Raw genomic sequence first — 17,873 nt, forward strand, 5'->3', positions numbered from 1 at the left:
GGCAGGAACGTTGCGCTATCCAGTACTCACCTCACACGTCATGCTCGTCGAGCCAATGCGAATCTCGGTCCCTACCCGCAGCACCTCATCACGGTTCACCCGCAGTCCGTTGAGAAAAACGCCGTTGGTCGATTCCAGATCCCGCAGCACCAGTCCGTTGGGACTGGGTGCAATCTCGGCGTGGTAGCGGCTCACCTTCGGGTCGTTGAGCAACAGGTCGTTGTCCGACATGCGGCCGATCCGGATGCCGGCAAGTGGCACATCCAGAACCCGACCGTCGTATAGGCGCAGCCGGCAGCGCTTCATCTTTGCGGGAAACTCGGCCTTCGTCGTAGCCATCTCGAGAGCGTCCTTTTCGCGTTCTCTACCCTGTCCGATCGTCTCCTGGCGCAGCACCTGTTGTTCGAGCTGAGTCAGCTCCGGGCTCGGATCGATGCCGAGTTGCTCGGAGAGAATGGCCCGTACCTTGCGACACTCCTCAAGCGCGTCGGTCTGCCGCCCTGACAGGTACAACGCGGTGATCAGCTGACCCCACAGCGGCTCGCGTAGCGGCTGCTCGTTGATGAGCGACCGCAGCTCGCCGATAACAGCCGATGCTTTACCGCAGCCGATGTCGGCCTCGATCCGCGCCGACGCAGCCTGCCACCGGTCCTCGTCGAGGGCGGTCGCGAACTCGTCGGCGAAGGACAAGCCGCGCAGATCCGCCAGGGCTTCGCCCTTCCACTCGCTGAGCGCCGACCGGTAGAGGCCCGCCGCGGCGGCCGGACTGGTCGCGCGGGCGGCCGCAGCCCGCGCCATCTCGAACCGCCCGACATCGCACTGCTCCTCGGTGATGTCGAGCAGATACCCCGGAGCAACGGTCCGCAGAATCCGCTCGGCCTCGATCTTTTCCGCCCGCAGCGCCTTGCGAAGATTCGATACCGAAACCTGCAGGCTCGCCCCGTACGTCGTCGGTGGGTTCCCGTCCCACACGGCATCGGCCAAAGCAGTCGACGAGAACACCCGGCGTCGGTGCACGACCAGTGCCGCAAGGACCGCGCGCGACTTACGCCCCCCGATCGGTAACGATCGGTTGTTGACTAGCAGCTGCACCGGGCCGAGCACGCGCACGTCCACGATCGAGACACTACTCCACACGAACGGGCCGATCGACCAAGCACTCGAAGCGGCCTTCACCACTACTACGCGGGAGCGAAGGCCTCTATCGACTGGTCTCGCTCCAGTATTTCGAATTGAGCGCGGCCATACGCTGTTGCTCGAATTATCTAGAACAACGCTCCGCGATCACCCGAATTGAGTGCGTTGCCGCCTCAGCCGCCCAGGGCCAATTGTGTTGGCCCTACCGTTTCCGCCGGGCGCCGGTGCGGGCCCAGGGTTTGGCGCACGAGCCGGACCGGGCTTCCGGTCCGGCTTTGGATCGCCCCGGTGCGGCGTTCCCCCTATTTGCCGGTGCCGGTGCCGTTGCCCGGTGTTCCCTTGTCCGGCGTATCCGTGCCCGGCTTATCCGGCGTACCCGGTGCCGGCTGCGGCGCGGGCTGCGGCGCGGGCTGCGGTGCGGGCTGCGGCGCGGGCTGCGGCGCCGGCTGCGGCGCGGGCGCGGGCACCGGGACGGGCCTCGGAATCGGTGCTGGAGCCGTGATCACCGCGCGATTGAACTCGAGCCGTTGCAGATCCTGAGGGAAAATACTGAATCGTCCGATGTCGTTCTGCCCGAACAGATCACAGTTCGAAGGCATGCTGTCCTGGAACGATGTTCCGTTCACCAGAGTGATCTTGAGTGACGCCACGCCATTCTCGACGAACTTGTCGTCGGAGCCGAGAACATCGATGCTCTGCACCTTTTCGAGCAGCAGCTCCTGGCCGCTGAACAACGGAATCGACAAGCCTGCAATGCTGCAGTACCGAACGGAGTCGGGCTGGACTGACGTTGTTGCGCCGTTGCGATTGATAAATTCTGCGGCGGCACCGGTCGAGGGTTGGATCGGCTGGGCGAATGCGTTGCCGATGCCGGACGCAGTAAGGACCGCGGCGATACCGGTGGCACAGGCCGCGCGCCGAACTGTCTTGATTCTTAACTTGGTCATGGGGTTCCCTTCTTCGACTGCCTCTATCGGCATGTCAAAAAAGGTCCCAAGCTCCGCTAATCGACCCCTTACCGCTGACCAACGAGTTTGTGCAGTCGAGGCGACACGTCCGGAAGTCCAGCCACCGCGGAGTGAGCCGCGCTTGGGGGCAGGTTCGAGTGTTTTCGCCACCCCGAACCCTCGTTTTCACCAGCTAGGGATTTTACGATTTCGCTCGCCCGCGACCTGCATTGGTCCAGCTCAGCACAGTGTTCGCGGGTCAGGAACTTCTAATCCCTAGGTCGCAGGTTCGATTCCTGCCGGGGACGCACATGCTCCGCAGCATTTCGCTCCACCAGATAGGGACTCAGCTGTGGTGCCGCGCGCGGGCCGCGGCCGCCGGTCGAGATCGCGCAGCGCTGGCCGTCGGCCTTGATTGCGCCGCATTGCAGGTCGGTCGCGTGCACGGGCACCGGTTGTGGCCGGCGAGCAACTCGATACCGAACGAGGGCTTTCACGCGGCCTGGACCTCTTCTGCGCTCTGGGGACTCCAACATCACAACTCCGACTGAGTGATCCAAGTCACAGACCAGCTCGTCGAAATCCTCACATAGCCCCACGGAGGGTTGAACCGCACCCGAGCCCGCAAGCTGCGGCCGTTCAGGTTCTGCGCGAGATGACCATGATGTATTCGCAGGGAGCGTCCGTTCGGTTGGCGAAGCCGTGGTCCGCGTCGGCCTGGAAGAACAGAGAGTCGCCTGCATTCAGGATCTCGCTGATCCCGCCGATCGCGACGGTGAGGGTGCCCTCGAGCACCACGAGTTGCTTCTCCGTACCCGGCGGATACGCGGGCAGCAGCCCGGTAGAGACCTGTGCGGGAAGGTAGTGGACAACCATCTCGCCGCCTCCCGCGCCCGGGGCCGCCGACACCATGTGCCGTTCGAAGCCAGTTTCCGGGTCACGGAAAACGGGGCGATCGTTCTTGCGCAGGACAACGGCCACACCGGACGCAGCAGCAGCCGCTCCACCGATCAGGTCCGAGAGCGACGCGTCGAGCGCGTGGGCGATCCTGGACGCGACGCCGATCGTCGGGCTCTTCTCACCGCGTTCGACCTTGGACAGCATCGCCCGGCTGACCGACGACTGCGTGGACAGCTGTTCCAGCGTCAGGCCCGCCTCCTCGCGGCGTCGCCGTACGTTGCGGCCGAACGCGCCTGCCAGGTCATCACGGTGCTGTGGTTCGGCCACGTTTCCGTCTTGCTCGACCACCGTGCTCCTCGATCGATGGATACCTCGCTGCAGTGTAGACTTTCTCCTAAAGAAGATTTAGTCTTCCATCGGAGAGGCGCAATACGCGCCCAACACGATGGAGGTTCCATGCGTTTGATCTCGAGTGGCCGGCACCATGCCACGTTCGAATTCGGCGGTCTGCAGGTGATCTCGTTGCGAGACGGGTACATCGACATGCCACCGACACGGCTCCGCGACGAGGACGGGCGCCCGCTCCCCGCGCTGCCGGCCGCCGTGCCGCTGGCCGGCGACAACTTGCGGCTGTCGGTCAACGCCTTCTTCGTCAGCGACGGCACGCGGTCGGTTCTGATCGACACCGGCGCGTCCAACGTCTGGCACGACCCCACCATGGGATTGATCTACGACGCACTCGACGAAGCGGGAATCGACCGCGCGCATATCACCGATGTGGCCATCACCCACAACCATGAAGACCACGTGAGCGGCCTGATCGCGCCGGACGGTTCAGAGGCGTTCACCAAACTCGAGCGCGTGTGGATCGGCGCGGGCGATACCTCGGTGTTCACAGGGCGGCTCGAGCCGATCCGCGACCGGGTCGTATCCGTGTCGGAGAAGGTCGCGATCAATGACTGGGTCACCGCGATCCCGACACCGGGCCACACACCTGGTCACACCGTCTACGACGTCAGGAGCGGCACCGACCACCTTCTTGTCTGGGGCGACACCGTTCACGTTCCCACGCTCCAATTCGATCAGCCGAACGTGTCCTGGGAGTTCGACGGCGACCAGTCCCAGGCCCGGGCCGCGCGAGCGGCGCTGCTCGAACAGCTGACCCAACCGGACCACTTCGTAGCCGGCGCCCACCTCGACTCACCCGGCATCGCCCGCGTAACCCCCTCCGGCGATGGTTATGCGCTGGAATACCTCGCACCACCGATCGGCTGATCGAGCCCGTCGGTATGGAGGTGGCCCGCATAGGTACTCGTCGCCCCTGGATTGCCGGGGCGACGTGGCCTGCGTATTCGTTACCTCAGTGCGAGTAGTCCCGGAACGTCATGACGCCGCCGACCAGGACGACCATCACCGTGAGGATGTAGACCGTGACGCGGAACCAGGTCGGCCCGTAGAAACTGACCGCCATCGACGCACCGAGCGCCGCGATAATCAGCACCACACCGTAGAAGGGTGTGCGTTGCTCCCTGTCAACCATTCCTCCAGTGTCCGCCGACGACGCGGCGGTGCCAATGCCCCGACGAACCAGGGCCGCGAGGTACTCAGCGCAGCGCGCCGAGCTCTGACCGCCGAAACTACCGTGACCTGCGGCGACGTTCCAGCACAGCAGTGCGATGACGGCGACACGCCCGGGTACGGGTACCCTTCCCCTCATGTGGACTATTCTCGCCATTTCCGTGGTCAGCTCCGTGATCATTGCGATCCTGTTCGCCACCGGATTCCCGGAGCACTGACGACATTCCGGTAGCTGTCGCATAGCTATCAGGCCCCGATACCGGGGTCAGGTGAGAAGATCGCTGGGTGCCGACCAATAGCCAGCCCAGTGCGCGGTCCGACGACGGCCGCTCGTTCGTAGTCACCGATGCCACCGGCAGTGCGCTCGTCGCCGGTTCCCTGGCCGTGATCGTCGCGGCCGATCGCCGTCAGCTCGTCCTCGTCGAGGAACGGTCGGAGACCTCACCGGTCCGCCTGCGCGGCCGGTTGATCGGCGAGCTGGGCGATAACGGCATCGACGTGCGGGTCGGCTATCCGTTCACCGACGGCGCCGTCGAGATGGTCGACGCGGAAACCGTCCAAACCCTGCACGAGACGACCGGCGCCCTGCTCGACGTCGGGGTGAATCTCACTCCGCCCGGCGGACCGGCCCGGCTGCTGCCCAAGCGGTTCAATCGGCACACCTTCTGGTGTGGTCAGAGCGGTTCCGGCAAGACCTACGCGCTCGGTGTCGTGCTCGAGCAGGTGATCGCGCACACCGCGCTGCCCGTGGTGATCTTCGACCCCAATTCCGATTTCGTCCGGCTCGGCGAGACCGCCACGGACGCGAGTGGCCCCACCGCCGCCGCGCTGCGCGCCCGCGACATCCGGGTGCTGCGCCCACACTCCGAGCAGCCGTTGCGGGCCAGGTTCACCGCGCTGCCGCTGACCTCCAAAGCCGCGATCCTGCAGGTCGATCCGATCGCCGACCGGGAGGAGTTCAACGAGCTGCTCCATCTCGCCGACCAGCTCGCCGCCGCCGAACTCGACGACGCCCTGCCCGATCTGCGAGGCTCGGGGTCCGCGGCACAGCGGCGGCTGGCCATGCGGATCGAGAACCTGGGCCTGCTCGACTGGGAGGTGTGGGCGCGCCAGGATCGGGCGGTGACCGAGGTCGTCGACGAGCGACCCGATGCCACCGTTCTGGATCTGGGCGGATTCTCCACGGCCGCACAGCAACTCGTCGTCGCGCTGGCCCTGCTCGACGACCTGTGGGCGCGGCGCGAGGAACGGCGTCCCGTCCTGCTCGTCATCGACGAGGCGCACAATCTGGCCTCGCCCCGGCTGGATTCGCCGATCGCCGTCGCGGTGCGGGAGCGGTTGATCCAGATCGCCGCCGAGGGCCGCAAATACGGTCTCTGGCTGCTGCTCTCGACACAGCGGCCGTCGAAGGTGCACCCCGGCATCATCTCCCAGTGCGACAACCTCGCCCTGATGAAGATGACCTCGCCCGTCGACCTCGCCGAACTCGGCACCTACTTCGGCTACGCGCCGTCGGCCCTGCTCGGCCGCTCCCCCTGGTTCCGCCAGGGTGAGGCCCTGTTCGCCGGTGGTTTCGTCCCCGCGCCCGCCCTGGTGAAGGTGAATACGCGGATCACGCCGGAGGGCGGCAGCGACGTCGGGGTGCCACTGCGCTGAGCAGTCGCGATCGTGCCGTTTTCGTCCGGATCACGATGGGGCCGCCTAGAGTTGACTGATTGTGCGGGGCGATGCGGAGGGGGACGGCCGACTAGCCATCGCGGTGCGTCACTGCCCGTTCCGTCGTCGCAGGCCGAGCGCTGCCGGGGTGTACTGGAAGCTCGCGCGGGCAGGGTTCAAACGGCAGGCGCAGTACAAGCTGGCGATGTTCGCCGGGCTGTTCACCAACTGTGTGTTCGGTTTCGTCCGCGCGGCAGTGATGGTGGCCGCGGTGCGCGCGGCCGGCGATTTCGGCGGCTACGACGAGGGAACCATCGGCGCCTACGTGTGGCTGTCGCAGGCGCTGCTCGGCGCGACGCAGTTCATGGGGCCGCCGATCGACCTGGTCGAGCGGATCAAGACCGGTGACGTCGCCATCGATTTCCTGCGCCCGGTCGACGTCCAGCTCGGCTACCTCGCCACCGACATGGGCAGGGCCGCCTGCACCTTCCTGCCGCGCGGCGTGCCGAGCATCGTCATCGGCGCTGCCACCTTCGGCCTGTCGATGCCGACGACGCCGGTGGCCTACCTGCTCGGGCTGATCAGCGTGCTGCTGGCGGTGGCGCTGTCGTTCCTGTGCCTGTTCGCGGTGGCGCTGATCGGGTTCTGGGTGGTGGAGATACGCGGGATCCGGGTGCTGTACCAGATCGTCGGCACCTTCCTCGCAGGCCTTTTCGTCCCGGTGCACATGTTTCCCGACGTGCTGCGGACCGTCGCCATGACAACCCCGTTTCCCTCCATCCTGCAAGCCCCGATCGATACGCTGTCAGGGCGGGTAGCGGGGATGGATGCCGTGATCACCGTTGCGGCGCAAGGCTTCTGGGTCCTGCTGATCGGACTGCTCGGCAGAGCGCTGCTGCGAGCGGGACAACGCAGGCTGGAGGTACAGGGTGGCTGAACCGGATTCCGCGCGCATCGTGTCCGGGACCTGGTTCACCCCCTATCTCGCAGTATTGCGTTCGCGTGTGAAAGCACAGCAGGTGTACCGGCTCTCGTTCGCCACCGAGGTGTTCAGCGCCTTCCTCATCGGCCTGGTCGAGTTCGCCGAGGTGTGGGTGATCTTCCACAATGTGGGCACGCTCGGCGGCCTCGACACCAATGCCGCTCTGTTGCTGTTCGGGCTGTCCAACACCTCGTTCGCGCTGGCCCAGGTGCTGGTCGGGCACCTCGACTCGCTGCCGGCGATGATCAGGATGGGCACACTCGACGCCTACCATCTGCGCCCGCAACCGCTGCTGCTTCAGCTGATCACCAGCGACATCTCGTTGCGCAGGCTCGCACGCGCCGCCGTCGCGGTGATCGTGCTCGCCGTCGGGTTGTGGCGCAACGAAATCGACTGGGGCATCGCACCGGTTACCTTGATCGTGATCACCCTGCTGAGTGGAATCGCGCTGTTCTGTGGCCTTTTCGTATGCGCGGCAGGACTACAGTTCTTCCTTATCGACGGTGCCGAGCTCACCAACAGCTTCACCTACGGCGGGTCGTTCGCCGCGATGCAGCCTGCCTCGGTGTTCCCCGCGCCGCTGAAGCTGTTGTTCGGGTTCGCGATTCCCGTCGCGTTCACCGCCTACGTGCCGACGATAGCGCTGCTCGGTCTCCCCGGACCGCCGCTGTTGCCCGCGTGGTCGGCCTGGCTGACACCGGTCGCGGCGGCGTGGGTGTGGTTGCTGGCATTCGCAGCATGGCGGATAGGGACGAGGCACTATCAGGGAGGAGGGGGATAACGATGGACGAGAACAACACGTCGGAGCCGATCATCGACATCGGCGACCTCACCCGGCAGTTCACGGTCTACCGCAAGAACGGCAGCCGCTGGCGCAGACACCGGGACACGATCACCGCCGTCGACCGGATGAGTTTCCGGATCGAACGTGGGTCGGCGGTCGGCTATATCGGCGCCAACGGCGCAGGCAAGTCGACGACGATCAAGATGCTCACCGGCATCCTGGTGCCGACCACCGGCACCGTCCGCACCTGCGGCCTGGAACCGGTGCGCCAGCGCAAGGAACTGGCCTCGCGGATCGGCGTCGTGTTCGGGCAGCGCTCCCAGCTGTGGTGGGATCTGCCGCTGCACGAATCGTTTTCGATCCTGGCGGCGATCCACCGCCTCGATCCCGACATCGCCGACAAGCGCACGCACGAGCTGGTCGAACAGCTCGAGATGGCCGATACCCTCGACACCCCGGTGCGCCAGCTCTCGCTCGGTCAGCGGATGCGCGCCGAAGTGGCTGCCGCGCTGCTGCATTCGCCGGAACTGGTGATCCTGGACGAGCCGACGATCGGCCTCGACGTGCTGTCCAAGCAGCGGCTGCGCGAATTCCTGCGGGCCGAGCGGATCGAACGCGGGACGACACTGCTGCTCACCACCCACGACATGGGCGATATCGAGCGACTCTGCGATCGGGTCCTCGTCGTCGATCACGGCAGACTGGTGTACGACGGTTCACTGACCGGACTCGGCGCCACCGTCGGCGCCCGCCGGGTACTCGTGGTGGATCTGGCCGCACCGACACCGGATCTCGACGATCTGCCGTGCGGCGCGCAACTGCTGTCCAGCGAGGCGGGCGGCATGCGTCAGCGCCTGGCGTTCGATGCCGAGCACACCACGGCGGCGGCGCTGCTGGCATCGGTGTCGGATCGGGCGCAGGTGCGCGACCTGTCGATCGAGGAACCCGGCATCGAGGACGTGGTGCGCCGGATCTACGAATCGGCGCGCTGATTCAGCTCGGCGCGTTCGGGTTTCCGGAGTACAGGCTGATCTCGCCGCTCTCGCCGAGGAAGGCGTTGACCAGCATGATCCGCTGCGCCTGGAGGTCGGAATCCTCCGGTGCGCTGGTGGTGATCGAGATCTGCGGGATGGCAGCCCAGTTCACGACGTAGCGCTCGGGCGGGCCGTCGTCGTCGGACAGCCGCGCGATCCGGAACACCGAGACCGCGCGGCGCTCCATGAGGTCGCCGACGACGTCGGCGATTCGCTGCGGGTCTTCCAGGGCGAACAGGAACCCGAAGGTCAGCTCGGGTGAGGACACATAGGCGGGCACATTTGTCGAGGTTAGTGCATGCGGTAGCGTCCGCGGCGGGCCGCGGTGATCCGATTGCCGGAAATGCGCCGATGGGTAACACGGGGGACGTCTCGTGGTGACCCCGTTGTAACGGTCGATAACAATTCTCGCCGACCCCGGAATTCGTACACCATACTATTGCGCGGCCGCGCCGAATCGCGCTTTCCTGAGAGGGTCCCGATTTTTCCCCGGGCCGTCTTCCTCACCGCAGCGTCGCGGATATTCGTCGACGCCCGGGCGGGGCTACGCCGGCGCCGGGGAGTGGACCTCCCCCGAATCCTCCCCGGCTCTGGCGTATCCAAGCTCGAATTCAGCGTGTTCAGGGGCGTGCACCATGCCGATCAATCCCGGCCATCGTGTGGATGCCGCGCAACTCCCGCCACCCTCGGCGCTGTTGCGGGCTTTTCTGGAATCCAGTGATCCCGACCCGCTGCGGCACCGGGTACTCGACGCGGCAGGCAGGCTGGCCCGCTGCCATGAGCGCAGGCGCTCGGCGATCGCGGCGGCGCGCGCACCGGAGGCGCCGAGCAGCCGGGTCGCGGCCTGCGGCAGGCTCATCGACGACATCGACCACGATCGCGCCGCCCTCATCACCCGCATCGACGACTGGGTCGCCGCCAATGTGGCGCACCGGGAAGGCGCTTCCCTGCACACCGAGACCCTCGGCGCGGTGATCGACCGGATGGCAGCGAAATGGATCGCCGCCCAGCAGGCGCTGGGCGGCGATCCGATCGAGCCGACGACACCGCGGCAGTGGGAGGCCCGGATCCATCTGCATTGGTCCCGGCTGGCCGAATTGACCGACGGCTACCGGGATCTGATCACCGATGTCACCGAGCACCGCAGGCGGTTGCCGGTGTGGTGACGCTCAGTTCTTGTCGGTGACCTCGGCCTCGACGAACACGGTGTCGATACCGGCGTCCTCGCCGACCGGGACGTCCTCGGTCTCGGCCTCGACGAACGCGTCGGCGGCACGCTCGTCGTCGAGCTGCTGCTCGGCATCACGGCGGGCGGCCGCGGCGGCCTCGTTCATCTCGATCGCGTCGGTGACGAACTCGCCGATCTCCCGCGCGACCTCGGCCACCACGCCGGTGATCAATGTCGCAATATTGCCGACATGCCGGGCACCGGAGGACGTCAATTCCTGGACAAGATCTTTATTGCTTTCGAATTTCCCGATCATTTACACGCCCACTTCGGTTGCCTTCCGATTACGCACAACGATAACACCGGGCGTCGGCGCCCTCTTGACGAAGCGATCCGGCACCGACAGCAGGAAGATCTTGGCCCAGACCGAGCCGATCTGCTTGGCGAAACGGCCGGTGTTGTAGGGCAGGCCGTACTTCTCGGCCAGCGCCTTCACCTCGGGCGCCATCTCCGGGTACCGGTTGGCCGGGATATCCGGGAACAGGTGGTGCTCGATCTGGTGCGACAGGTTGCCCGACATGATGTGGAACAGCTTGGAGCCCTTGATATTGGCCGAGCCGAGCATCTGCCGGACGTACCACTCACCGCGGGTCTCGACCTCGGTCTCCTCCTTGGTGAACGTCTGTACACCAGCCGGGAAGTGGCCGCAGAAAATGATCGAGAAGGTCCACAGGTTGCGCACCAGGTTGGCGGCGGCGTTGCCCGCCAAGGTGTGCAGGAACAGCGGGCCGGTCAGCGCGGGGAAGACGACGTAGTCCTTGAGGACCTGCTTGCCCGCCTTCTTACCCTGACCCTTGAGCAGCGGCTTGAGGTCGGACCACTTGCGCTTGCCCTTGATGATGTTGTCGGCCTCGAGGTCGTGCACCATCACGCCCCACTCGAACAGCACCATCAGCAGGAAGGCGTAGATCGGGTTGCCCAGGTAGTAGGGGTTCCACTTCTGGCCCTCGTCGATGCGCAGGATGCCGTAACCGATGTCGCGGTCCATGTCGTGGACGTTGGTGTAGGTGTGGTGCATGTAGTTGTGCGAGTGCTTCCACTGGTCGGCCGGGCAGACTGTGTCCCAGTCGAACTCGCGGGAGTTGATGCCGCGCTCGCGCATCCAGTCGTACTGACCGTGCATGACGTTGTGGCCGATCTCCATGTTGTCGAGGATCTTCGACACACCGAGCGCCGCCACGCCGGCCAGCCAGAACGGCGGCAGGAAGCCCAGGTACATCAGACCGCGGCCGGCGATCTCGAAGCCACGCTGGGTCTTGATGATCTTGTAGATGTAGTCGCGGTCGCGTTCGCCCAGATCGGCTTCGACGCGGGCGCGCAGGTCGTCGAGCGCCTGGCCGAGCTCCTCGACCTGCTCCGGGGTCAGGATGACCGGGCCGTCTTTGCCTTCGGTGAGGATCGTCATAGCTGTATCTCCCCTTGGTTGGTTGATCGGTTGTCTAGAGGGCGATGTCGACGTCGCCGACGGCGGTGTTCACGCAGATCTGGATCTGCTTGTCCGGGTCGGCGTCGAGTTCGCCGGTGCGCAGGTTGCGGGTGCAGCCGGAGACCTTGGTCGCGGTGCAGGAGAAACAGATCCCCATGCGGCAGCCGTATTCCGGGGTCAGGCCCGCCGATTCGGCCTGTTCGAGCAGCGATGCTCCGCTGTTGTCGGCGGCGACGTCGCTGCCGGAGAAGGTGATGGTGCCGGTGGCCTCGGCCGGGTCGGCCGGGACGGTGGTGAGGGTGAACTCCTCGCTGTGCACCCGATCCGCGAGACCCTCGGCCTCGAAGATGGTCCGCACGGCCCGCATCAGCGGCGGCGGCCCGCAGACGAAGGTCTGCGCTTCGGCGAACCACGGGGCGACCCGCTCGAGCTCGTCGTAGTCGAAGAACCCACTGCCGGTGGAGGTTTCGCCGTTCACCACGGCACCCGGCTCGACCGGGTACCGGTACTCCACCCGGAAGTTGGGGCGGCGGTTGGCGATCGCGGTCAGCTCGGCCCGGTGCGGCACCATCTCGGACTGACGCGCGTAGTGCAGGAAGGTGACTTCACCGGTGAAGCCCTCCGCGTCGAGGGTACGCACCATCGACAGCACCGGGGTGATGCCGCTGCCACCGCTGATCAGCAGCACCCGGTCCGGGCGCTGCCCTGGTAGCGCGAAGACGCCGGCGGCGGGCGCCAGGTCGACGACCATGCCCGGCTTGGCGTTGTCGTGCAGGTAGTTCGACACCAGCCCGCCCGGATGCGCCTTCACCGTCAGCTGGATGAACCGGTCGCCCCGGCTCTCCGGATCGATCGGCGAGTAGCAGCGGGTGTGCCGGACGCCGTTGATCGAGACGCCGATCTGCACGTACTGGCCCGCGGTGTGGCCGCGCCACTGCCGGGACGCGCGCAGGGTCAGCGTCACCGAGCCGGGCACCGCGTGCGAGACATGGGTGACCTCGGCGCGCAGCTCCCGCGCGGTGAGCGCGGGGCTGACCAGCTCCAGGTACCGGTCCAGCGGATGCGGCGTCGTCAACGTCTGCACCAGGTCGATCAGTCCCACCATGCGTCTTGCCCCTCTGCGGAAGTCCTTCGGCATGCGATTCACATTTCAGTGCACGCCTGTACACTCACCAGTGTGCCGGATGGACCCATCCCGCTGTCAACCGGCAAAGATGTGAGGCGGGCAACATATCCAGGGAAGCGACTATGGTGAACGGATGTATGCTCACCGATGTGACTGAGCAGGCAGGAACCCGCAACGAGCGCAAGGCGCACACCCGTGCGGCCCTCCTCGAAGGCACCCTGACGCTGGCCGCCGACCGCGGATTCGCGGCGCTGAGCCTGCGGGAGATCGCCCGCTCGGCCGGCATCGTGCCCACGGCGTTCTATCGCCATTTCGCCTCGCTCGACGATCTCGGCGCCACGCTGGTCGACGAGGGCGTGACGGCGCTGCGGCTGGCATTGCGCGAGGTCAGGCGCAAGCCGGACGCGCATCTGGCCGATACCGTGCGCTTCGTGTTCGAGCAGGTCCGGGCCAAGCGCGCGCTGTTCGGTTTCCTCATCCGCGAACGCCACGGCGGGCCAGCCCCGCTGCGCCAGGCCATCGCGATGGAGATGCAGCTGATCGTGCGCGAGATCGTGGCCGATCTGTCCCGGGTGCGCGCACTCGACAACTGGAGCACGACCGAGCTCGAGATCGCGGCCGACCTACTGGTCACCACGGTCACCGACGGCATCGCCGCCTACGTCGCGGCCTCGCCGCGCGAGGAGGCCGCGGTGGTCGCGCGCACCGTCATGCAGATGCGCCTGATCGCTCTCGGCATCGGCGGCTGGGTTCCCAAAGCCGCTGACTGAGAGGTATTTCCACTGCTGTCGCCGCATGCGGTCCATGGTGTAACACACCGCACATCCGGCACAGCGGGTATTTCAGAGTACGGGCGTACACACAATGCGGGGCGCGGGTACCTGGTGAAGTACCACTAGGCCGCGACGGTCGCGGGCGCGCGCACCGGCAGCAGCACGAGCAACCCCGCGAGCAGGACGACGAGCAACCCGGCGATCCCGGCCCGGTCGCTGTGGAAGATCGAGACGAACACCCCGAACAGCGCGGGCGCAAGGAACGACACCGCCCGCCCGGTCGTGGTGTACAGCCCGAACATCTGTCCCTCGCGTCCCGGCGGCGCCAGGCGCGCCAGGAACGAGCGCGCCGAGGCCTGCGCGGGCCCGACGAACACGGTGAGCGCGAGCCCGAAGATCCAGAACATCACCGTGCCGGACACCACCAGCAGCACCAGTCCGCACAGGATCATCCCGACCAGCGACGCCACGATCACCCGCTTGGGCCCGAGCCGGTCGTCGAAGCGGCCCGCCGTGATCGCCGCCGCACCCGCCACGACATTGGCGGCGATGCCGAACAGCAGCACATCGGCGTCGGCGAAGCCGTACACCTGCACCGCGAGCACCGCGCCGAAGGTGAACACCCCGGCCAGCCCGTCGCGGAACACCGCGCTGGCCAGCAGGAACCACACCGTGTGCCGGTCCTGCGCCCACAATTCCTTCACATCACGCCACAGCACGCGGTACGAGCCGAGGAGACCGGCCCGCGCCGCGCCGGGATCGGCCGTTGTGCGCGGCAGTTCGGGCACCGCGAACAGCACCGGCAGCGCGAACGCGGTGAACCAGACCGCGGCGAGCACGATGGCCAGCCGGACATTGAGGCCTTGGTCGGTGGGTATCCCGAACACGCCGCGGGTATCGCCGTCTCCGGCCAGGAAGCCCACGTAGCAGATCAGCAGCAGCACGATGCCGCCGAAATAGCCCATCGCCCAGCCGAATCCGGAGACCCTCCCGACGGTGGCCGGTGTCGACACCTGCCGCATCATGGCGTTGTAGGGCACCCCGGCCAGCTCGAACACCGCCGAGCCGAAGGCCAGCAGGGCAAGGCCGAGCCACAGGTCGTGATAGTCGTCGCGGACGAAGAACATCAGCGACATCGCGCCGACGGTGAGCGCCGTCAAGGTCGCCAGTGCCCGTTTCCTGGAGCCGACGGCGTCGAAGTACTGCCCGCAGACCGGCGCCGTGAAGGCGACGACCAGGCCGGCGGCGGCCAGCGCCCAGCCCAGCCAGGCGCTGGCCGGAGTATCGCCCGGCAGGTCGTCGCCGACCTTGTCGGTGAGATACACCGAGAACACGAAGGTCAGGGTGACGGCCTGGAACGCCGACGACCCCCAATCCCACAGCCCCCACGCCAGCACCTGCCCGCGTCCGGCCGCCTCGCCGACGGTCTCGGACGCGTTCACCTCGGTCATGCCCGAAGCGTAGAGGGGATCGCGGCTCCCGGCAGGACACATCGGCGTTTCGGCACGCCGTCAATTCATATGAACCTGGTTGCATAGTACCGCGCGTTCCGGATACCCTCGTCCCATGGCACTGGAGCACGCGCTGCTGGTCTCGCTCAGCGAACGGGCCGGCTCGGGCTATGAACTCGCTCGCCGATTCGACAAGTCGATCGGCTACTTCTGGAGTGCCACCCACCAGCAGATCTACCGGGTACTCAAGCGTATGGAGGATTCCGGCTGGGTGACCGTGGAATCGGTGGCTCAGCAGGGAAAACCCGACAAGAAGGTGTACTCGGTCGCGCCGGAGGGCCATACCGAACTGGCCCGCTGGATCGCGGAACCCACCGAGTCCAGCCCGTCCCACGACGAGCTCGGCGTGAAGATCCGTGGCGCCGCGTACGGCGACATCGACGCCGTCTGCGCCGAAGTGACCCGCCATCGCGCCCAGCACGCGCAGCGACTCGACGAGTACCTGCTCAGCGAAAAGAAATTCTTCCCGGCACCGGACCAGCTCTCCGGCGCCGCTCTGCACCAGTATCTGGTGCTCCGCGCGGGCATCCGTGCGGAGTCCGGCTATGTCGAATGGTGCGACGAAGTACTGCAGGCCCTGCGACCGCGAAAAGGTGACAACCGCCCATGACGTCCTACCCCCACCTGTTCGAGCCACTCGACCTCGGCCACACCACCCTGCGCAACCGGGTGGTCATGGGCTCCATGCACACCGGTCTGGAAGACCGCGCCTGGGACACCAACAAGCTGGCGGCCTATTTCGCCGAGCGCGCCCGCGGCGGTGTCGGCCTGATCATCACCGGTGGTTACGCCCCCAACCGCACCGGCTGGCTGCTCCCGTTCGGCGGCAAGCTGACCACCAGGACCGAGGCCTACCGCCACCGCAGGATCACCAAGGCGGTGCACGCCGAGGGCGGCAAGATCGCCATCCAGATCCTGCACGCCGGTCGCTATTCCTATATGCCGACCAGTGTCTCGGCCTCGGCGATCAAGTCGGCGATCAACCCGTTCAAGCCGCGCGCGCTGTCGAGCAAGGGTGTCGAGAACACCATCGACGACTACGCCCGCTGTGCCGAGCTGGCCAAGTTCGCCGGCTACGACGGCTGCGAGATCATGGGCGGTGAGGGCTATTTCATCAACCAGTTCCTCGCGCCGCGGGTGAACAAGCGCACCGACAAGTGGGGTGGCACGCCGGAGAACCGGCGCAGGCTGCCCGTCGAGATCGCCAAGCGCATTCGCGCCAAGGTCGGCCCCGATTTCATCATCGTGTTCCGGCTGTCGATGGCCGAACTGGTGGAGAAGGGACAGACCTTCGAGGAGATCATCGCCCTTGCCCAGGAATTGGAGGCCGCGGGCGTCGACATCCTCAACACCGACATCGGCTGGCACGAGGCGCGGGTGCCCACCATCGTCACCTCGGTGCCGCGCGCGGCGTTCGTCGAGTTCACCGCCAAGATCGCCCGCAAGGTGACCATCCCGGTGTGCGCGTCGAACCGGATCAACATGCCCGAGATCGCCGAGGAGATCCTCACCCGCGGCGACGCGGCGCTGATCTCGCTGGCCCGCCCACTGCTGGCCGACCCGGAATGGGCCAACAAGGCCGAGGGTGACCGCACCGACGAGATCAACACCTGCATCGCCTGCAACCAGGCCTGCCTCGATCACGCCTTCGGCAACAAGAAGGTGTCGTGCCTGGTCAACCCGAGGGCGGGCAGCGAGACCACGCTGCAGCTGCTGCCGACGCGCCGGGCCAAGCGCTTCGCGGTGGTCGGTGCCGGTCCGGCCGGGCTCTCGGCCGCGGTCAGCCTCGCCGAGCGCGGCCATCACGTCGACCTGTTCGAGGCCGACGACAAGATCGGCGGCCAGTTCGACATCGCGCGCCGCATCCCCGGCAAGGAGGAGTTCGACGAGTCGATCCGCTACTTCCGCCGCAAGATCGAGCTGACCGGTGTCACCCTGCACCTCGAAAAGCGCGTCGACGCGGACGAATTGATCGCCGGCAAGTACGACTCGGTGGTGCTGGCGACCGGTGTTCGCCCGCGCATCCCCAACATCCCCGGCATCGACCATCCGATGGTGCTGTCCTACGCCGAGCTGGTGAAGGAGGAGAAGCCGGTCGGCAAGAAGGTCGCGGTGATCGGCGCCGGTGGCATCGGCTACGACGTGAGCGAATACCTCACCGTCGAGGGGCATCCCACGCTCAAGCTCGACGAGTGGAAGGAAGAGTGGGGCGTGGACTCCGAGGACGAGCAGGCCCGCGGCCAGCTCAAGGAGCCCAAGCCCTCCCCCGCCGCCCGCGACGTGGTGCTGCTGCAGCGCAAGTCGACCCCGTTCGGCAAGGACCTCGGCAAGACCTCCGGCTGGGTGCATCGCGCCGCGATCAAGGCCAAGGGCGTCGAGCAGGTCGGCGGCGTGAACTACGAGCGCATCGACGACGCCGGCCTGCACATCAGCTTCGGTGAGAAGCACGAGAAGCCGCGTGTCATCGAGGTCGACAATGTGATCGTCTGCGCCGGACAGGAATCGGTGCGCGAACTCGAGGAGCCGCTGCGCGCGGCCGGCGTCGACCTGCATCTGATCGGCGGCGCCGACCTGGCCGCCGAACTCGACGCGAAGCGGGCCATCGACCAGGGCACCCGCCTGGCGGCGCGCCTGTAATCCCCGAACCCGGTCGTCCGACGCGACGGACGATCGTCGCACCGCCCCGCCCACCGAACTCGCATCCGGTGCGCGGGGCGGTGTTCTGTTCCGGGCTCGATGGCGCCTGCGTGCGGTGGCGGGACCGCGGATCAACACCGACGGCTGCGCCGCG

The 17,873-nt window shown here is 66.7% G+C and carries 18 protein-coding genes and 1 tRNA gene; 10 read left to right on the forward strand and 9 right to left on the reverse strand.

The annotated features are described in order from the left end of the window. Positions 1-15 precede the first annotated feature (15 nt). Positions 16-1,116 carry a BTAD domain-containing putative transcriptional regulator gene (locus tag ACWF9G_RS29110; RefSeq protein ID WP_379310465.1) on the reverse strand — a complete coding sequence of 367 codons (1,101 nt, stop codon included), beginning with the start codon at positions 1,114-1,116 and terminating at the stop codon, positions 16-18. 323 nt (positions 1,117-1,439) lie between these two features. Beyond that, a complete protein-coding gene (locus tag ACWF9G_RS29115) occupies positions 1,440-2,084 on the reverse strand; it encodes a hypothetical protein (RefSeq protein ID WP_452519218.1) in 645 nt (214 codons plus the stop codon). 233 nt (positions 2,085-2,317) lie between these two features. Here ACWF9G_RS29115 and ACWF9G_RS29120 point away from each other — a divergent pair. Next, positions 2,318-2,392, forward strand: a tRNA-Arg gene (locus tag ACWF9G_RS29120). 331 nt (positions 2,393-2,723) lie between these two features. Here the strand turns inward: ACWF9G_RS29120 and ACWF9G_RS29125 are convergent. Beyond that, positions 2,724-3,332 (reverse strand): helix-turn-helix domain-containing protein, encoded by a 609-nt coding sequence (locus tag ACWF9G_RS29125; protein WP_379310341.1) that lies wholly within the window; start codon positions 3,330-3,332, stop codon positions 2,724-2,726. A 15-nt stretch (positions 3,333-3,347) separates the two neighbouring features. On the opposite strand from ACWF9G_RS29125, the gene ACWF9G_RS29130 reads away from it, so the two are divergent. Beyond that, positions 3,348-4,259 (forward strand): MBL fold metallo-hydrolase, encoded by a 912-nt coding sequence (locus tag ACWF9G_RS29130; protein WP_452519221.1) that lies wholly within the window; start codon positions 3,348-3,350, stop codon positions 4,257-4,259. An 85-nt stretch (positions 4,260-4,344) separates the two neighbouring features. Here the strand turns inward: ACWF9G_RS29130 and ACWF9G_RS29135 are convergent, their stop codons facing one another. Further along, the gene (locus ACWF9G_RS29135) at positions 4,345-4,743 is read right to left on the reverse strand and encodes a hypothetical protein (protein WP_452519222.1); all 399 of its coding nucleotides are present in this window, start codon (positions 4,741-4,743) and stop codon (positions 4,345-4,347) included. A 104-nt stretch (positions 4,744-4,847) separates the two neighbouring features. Between ACWF9G_RS29135 and ACWF9G_RS29140 the strand changes: the two genes are divergently transcribed. From ACWF9G_RS29140 to ACWF9G_RS29155, 4 genes are all read left to right on the forward strand, one after another. Further along, positions 4,848-6,218, forward strand: coding sequence for an ATP-binding protein (locus tag ACWF9G_RS29140; protein WP_379310344.1), 1,371 nt, complete (start codon positions 4,848-4,850; stop codon positions 6,216-6,218). Positions 6,219-6,279: 61 nt separating this feature from the next. Beyond that, complete coding sequence (locus ACWF9G_RS29145; protein ID WP_452519225.1) at positions 6,280-7,155, forward strand: ABC transporter permease; 876 nt, start codon at positions 6,280-6,282, stop codon at positions 7,153-7,155. After that, a complete protein-coding gene (locus ACWF9G_RS29150; protein WP_189032919.1) occupies positions 7,148-7,981 on the forward strand; it encodes an ABC transporter permease in 834 nt (277 codons plus the stop codon). The genes ACWF9G_RS29145 and ACWF9G_RS29150 overlap by 8 nt, the downstream gene beginning before the upstream one ends. Before the next feature lie 2 nt (positions 7,982-7,983). Then, a complete protein-coding gene (locus ACWF9G_RS29155; RefSeq protein WP_452519227.1) occupies positions 7,984-8,976 on the forward strand; it encodes an ABC transporter ATP-binding protein in 993 nt (330 codons plus the stop codon). 1 nt (position 8,977) lies between these two features. Here ACWF9G_RS29155 and ACWF9G_RS29160 read toward each other — a convergent pair whose 3' ends face one another. Next, complete coding sequence (locus tag ACWF9G_RS29160; protein ID WP_379030081.1) at positions 8,978-9,298, reverse strand: hypothetical protein; 321 nt, start codon at positions 9,296-9,298, stop codon at positions 8,978-8,980. A gap of 355 nt (positions 9,299-9,653) precedes the next feature. Between ACWF9G_RS29160 and ACWF9G_RS29165 the strand changes: the two genes are divergently transcribed. Next, positions 9,654-10,184 carry a DUF4254 domain-containing protein gene (locus ACWF9G_RS29165; protein ID WP_379310347.1) on the forward strand — a complete coding sequence of 177 codons (531 nt, stop codon included), beginning with the start codon at positions 9,654-9,656 and terminating at the stop codon, positions 10,182-10,184. A gap of 3 nt (positions 10,185-10,187) precedes the next feature. Here ACWF9G_RS29165 and ACWF9G_RS29170 read toward each other — a convergent pair whose 3' ends face one another. From ACWF9G_RS29170 to ACWF9G_RS29180, 3 genes are read right to left on the reverse strand one after another with little or no spacing between them, the layout of a single operon-like run. Then, entirely contained in the window at positions 10,188-10,460 is a 273-nt protein-coding gene (locus ACWF9G_RS29170; protein ID WP_452519229.1) for a hypothetical protein, read from the reverse strand. Between the two features lie 42 nt (positions 10,461-10,502). After that, positions 10,503-11,651 (reverse strand): fatty acid desaturase family protein, encoded by a 1,149-nt coding sequence (locus tag ACWF9G_RS29175; RefSeq protein WP_379310349.1) that lies wholly within the window; start codon positions 11,649-11,651, stop codon positions 10,503-10,505. A gap of 34 nt (positions 11,652-11,685) precedes the next feature. Then, entirely contained in the window at positions 11,686-12,777 is a 1,092-nt protein-coding gene (locus tag ACWF9G_RS29180) for a ferredoxin reductase (RefSeq protein WP_452519231.1), read from the reverse strand. Positions 12,778-12,920: 143 nt separating this feature from the next. On the opposite strand from ACWF9G_RS29180, the gene ACWF9G_RS29185 reads away from it, so the two are divergent. After that, positions 12,921-13,568, forward strand: a complete 648-nt coding sequence (locus ACWF9G_RS29185; RefSeq protein ID WP_379310351.1) for a TetR family transcriptional regulator — start codon at positions 12,921-12,923, stop codon at positions 13,566-13,568. 125 nt (positions 13,569-13,693) lie between these two features. Here the strand turns inward: ACWF9G_RS29185 and ACWF9G_RS29190 are convergent, their stop codons facing one another. Then, positions 13,694-15,022 carry an MFS transporter gene (locus ACWF9G_RS29190; protein WP_452519233.1) on the reverse strand — a complete coding sequence of 443 codons (1,329 nt, stop codon included), beginning with the start codon at positions 15,020-15,022 and terminating at the stop codon, positions 13,694-13,696. A 115-nt stretch (positions 15,023-15,137) separates the two neighbouring features. Here ACWF9G_RS29190 and ACWF9G_RS29195 point away from each other — a divergent pair, with 115 nt between their 5' ends. Together ACWF9G_RS29195 and ACWF9G_RS29200 are read left to right on the forward strand one after the other, a co-directional pair. Next, positions 15,138-15,692, forward strand: coding sequence for a PadR family transcriptional regulator (locus ACWF9G_RS29195; RefSeq protein WP_379310353.1), 555 nt, complete (start codon positions 15,138-15,140; stop codon positions 15,690-15,692). Beyond that, positions 15,689-17,719: an oxidoreductase gene (locus ACWF9G_RS29200; RefSeq protein ID WP_379310354.1), complete on the forward strand. Its 2,031-nt coding sequence runs from the start codon at positions 15,689-15,691 to the stop codon at positions 17,717-17,719. The genes ACWF9G_RS29195 and ACWF9G_RS29200 overlap by 4 nt, the downstream gene beginning before the upstream one ends. Positions 17,720-17,873: the final 154 nt, after the last annotated feature.

This window comes from Nocardia sp. NPDC055029 (genome assembly GCF_053608525.1).

Bases quoted from the DNA above. Each gene is read 5' to 3' on its own strand.
- ACWF9G_RS29155 (WP_452519227.1), top strand. From the start codon at position 7,984: ATGGACGAGAACAACACGTCGGAGCCGATCATCGACATCGGCGACCTC.
- ACWF9G_RS29200 (WP_379310354.1), top strand. From the start codon at position 15,689: ATGACGTCCTACCCCCACCTGTTCGAGCCACTCGACCTCGGCCACACC.
- ACWF9G_RS29195 (WP_379310353.1), top strand. From the start codon at position 15,138: ATGGCACTGGAGCACGCGCTGCTGGTCTCGCTCAGCGAACGGGCCGGC.
- ACWF9G_RS29165 (WP_379310347.1), top strand. From the start codon at position 9,654: ATGCCGATCAATCCCGGCCATCGTGTGGATGCCGCGCAACTCCCGCCA.
- ACWF9G_RS29135 (WP_452519222.1), bottom strand. From the start codon at position 4,743: ATGATCACGGAGCTGACCACGGAAATGGCGAGAATAGTCCACATGAGG.
- ACWF9G_RS29115 (WP_452519218.1), bottom strand. From the start codon at position 2,084: ATGACCAAGTTAAGAATCAAGACAGTTCGGCGCGCGGCCTGTGCCACC.
- ACWF9G_RS29130 (WP_452519221.1), top strand. From the start codon at position 3,348: ATGGATACCTCGCTGCAGTGTAGACTTTCTCCTAAAGAAGATTTAGTC.
- ACWF9G_RS29185 (WP_379310351.1), top strand. From the start codon at position 12,921: ATGGTGAACGGATGTATGCTCACCGATGTGACTGAGCAGGCAGGAACC.
- ACWF9G_RS29190 (WP_452519233.1), bottom strand. From the start codon at position 15,022: ATGACCGAGGTGAACGCGTCCGAGACCGTCGGCGAGGCGGCCGGACGC.
- ACWF9G_RS29180 (WP_452519231.1), bottom strand. From the start codon at position 12,777: ATGGTGGGACTGATCGACCTGGTGCAGACGTTGACGACGCCGCATCCG.
- ACWF9G_RS29175 (WP_379310349.1), bottom strand. From the start codon at position 11,651: ATGACGATCCTCACCGAAGGCAAAGACGGCCCGGTCATCCTGACCCCG.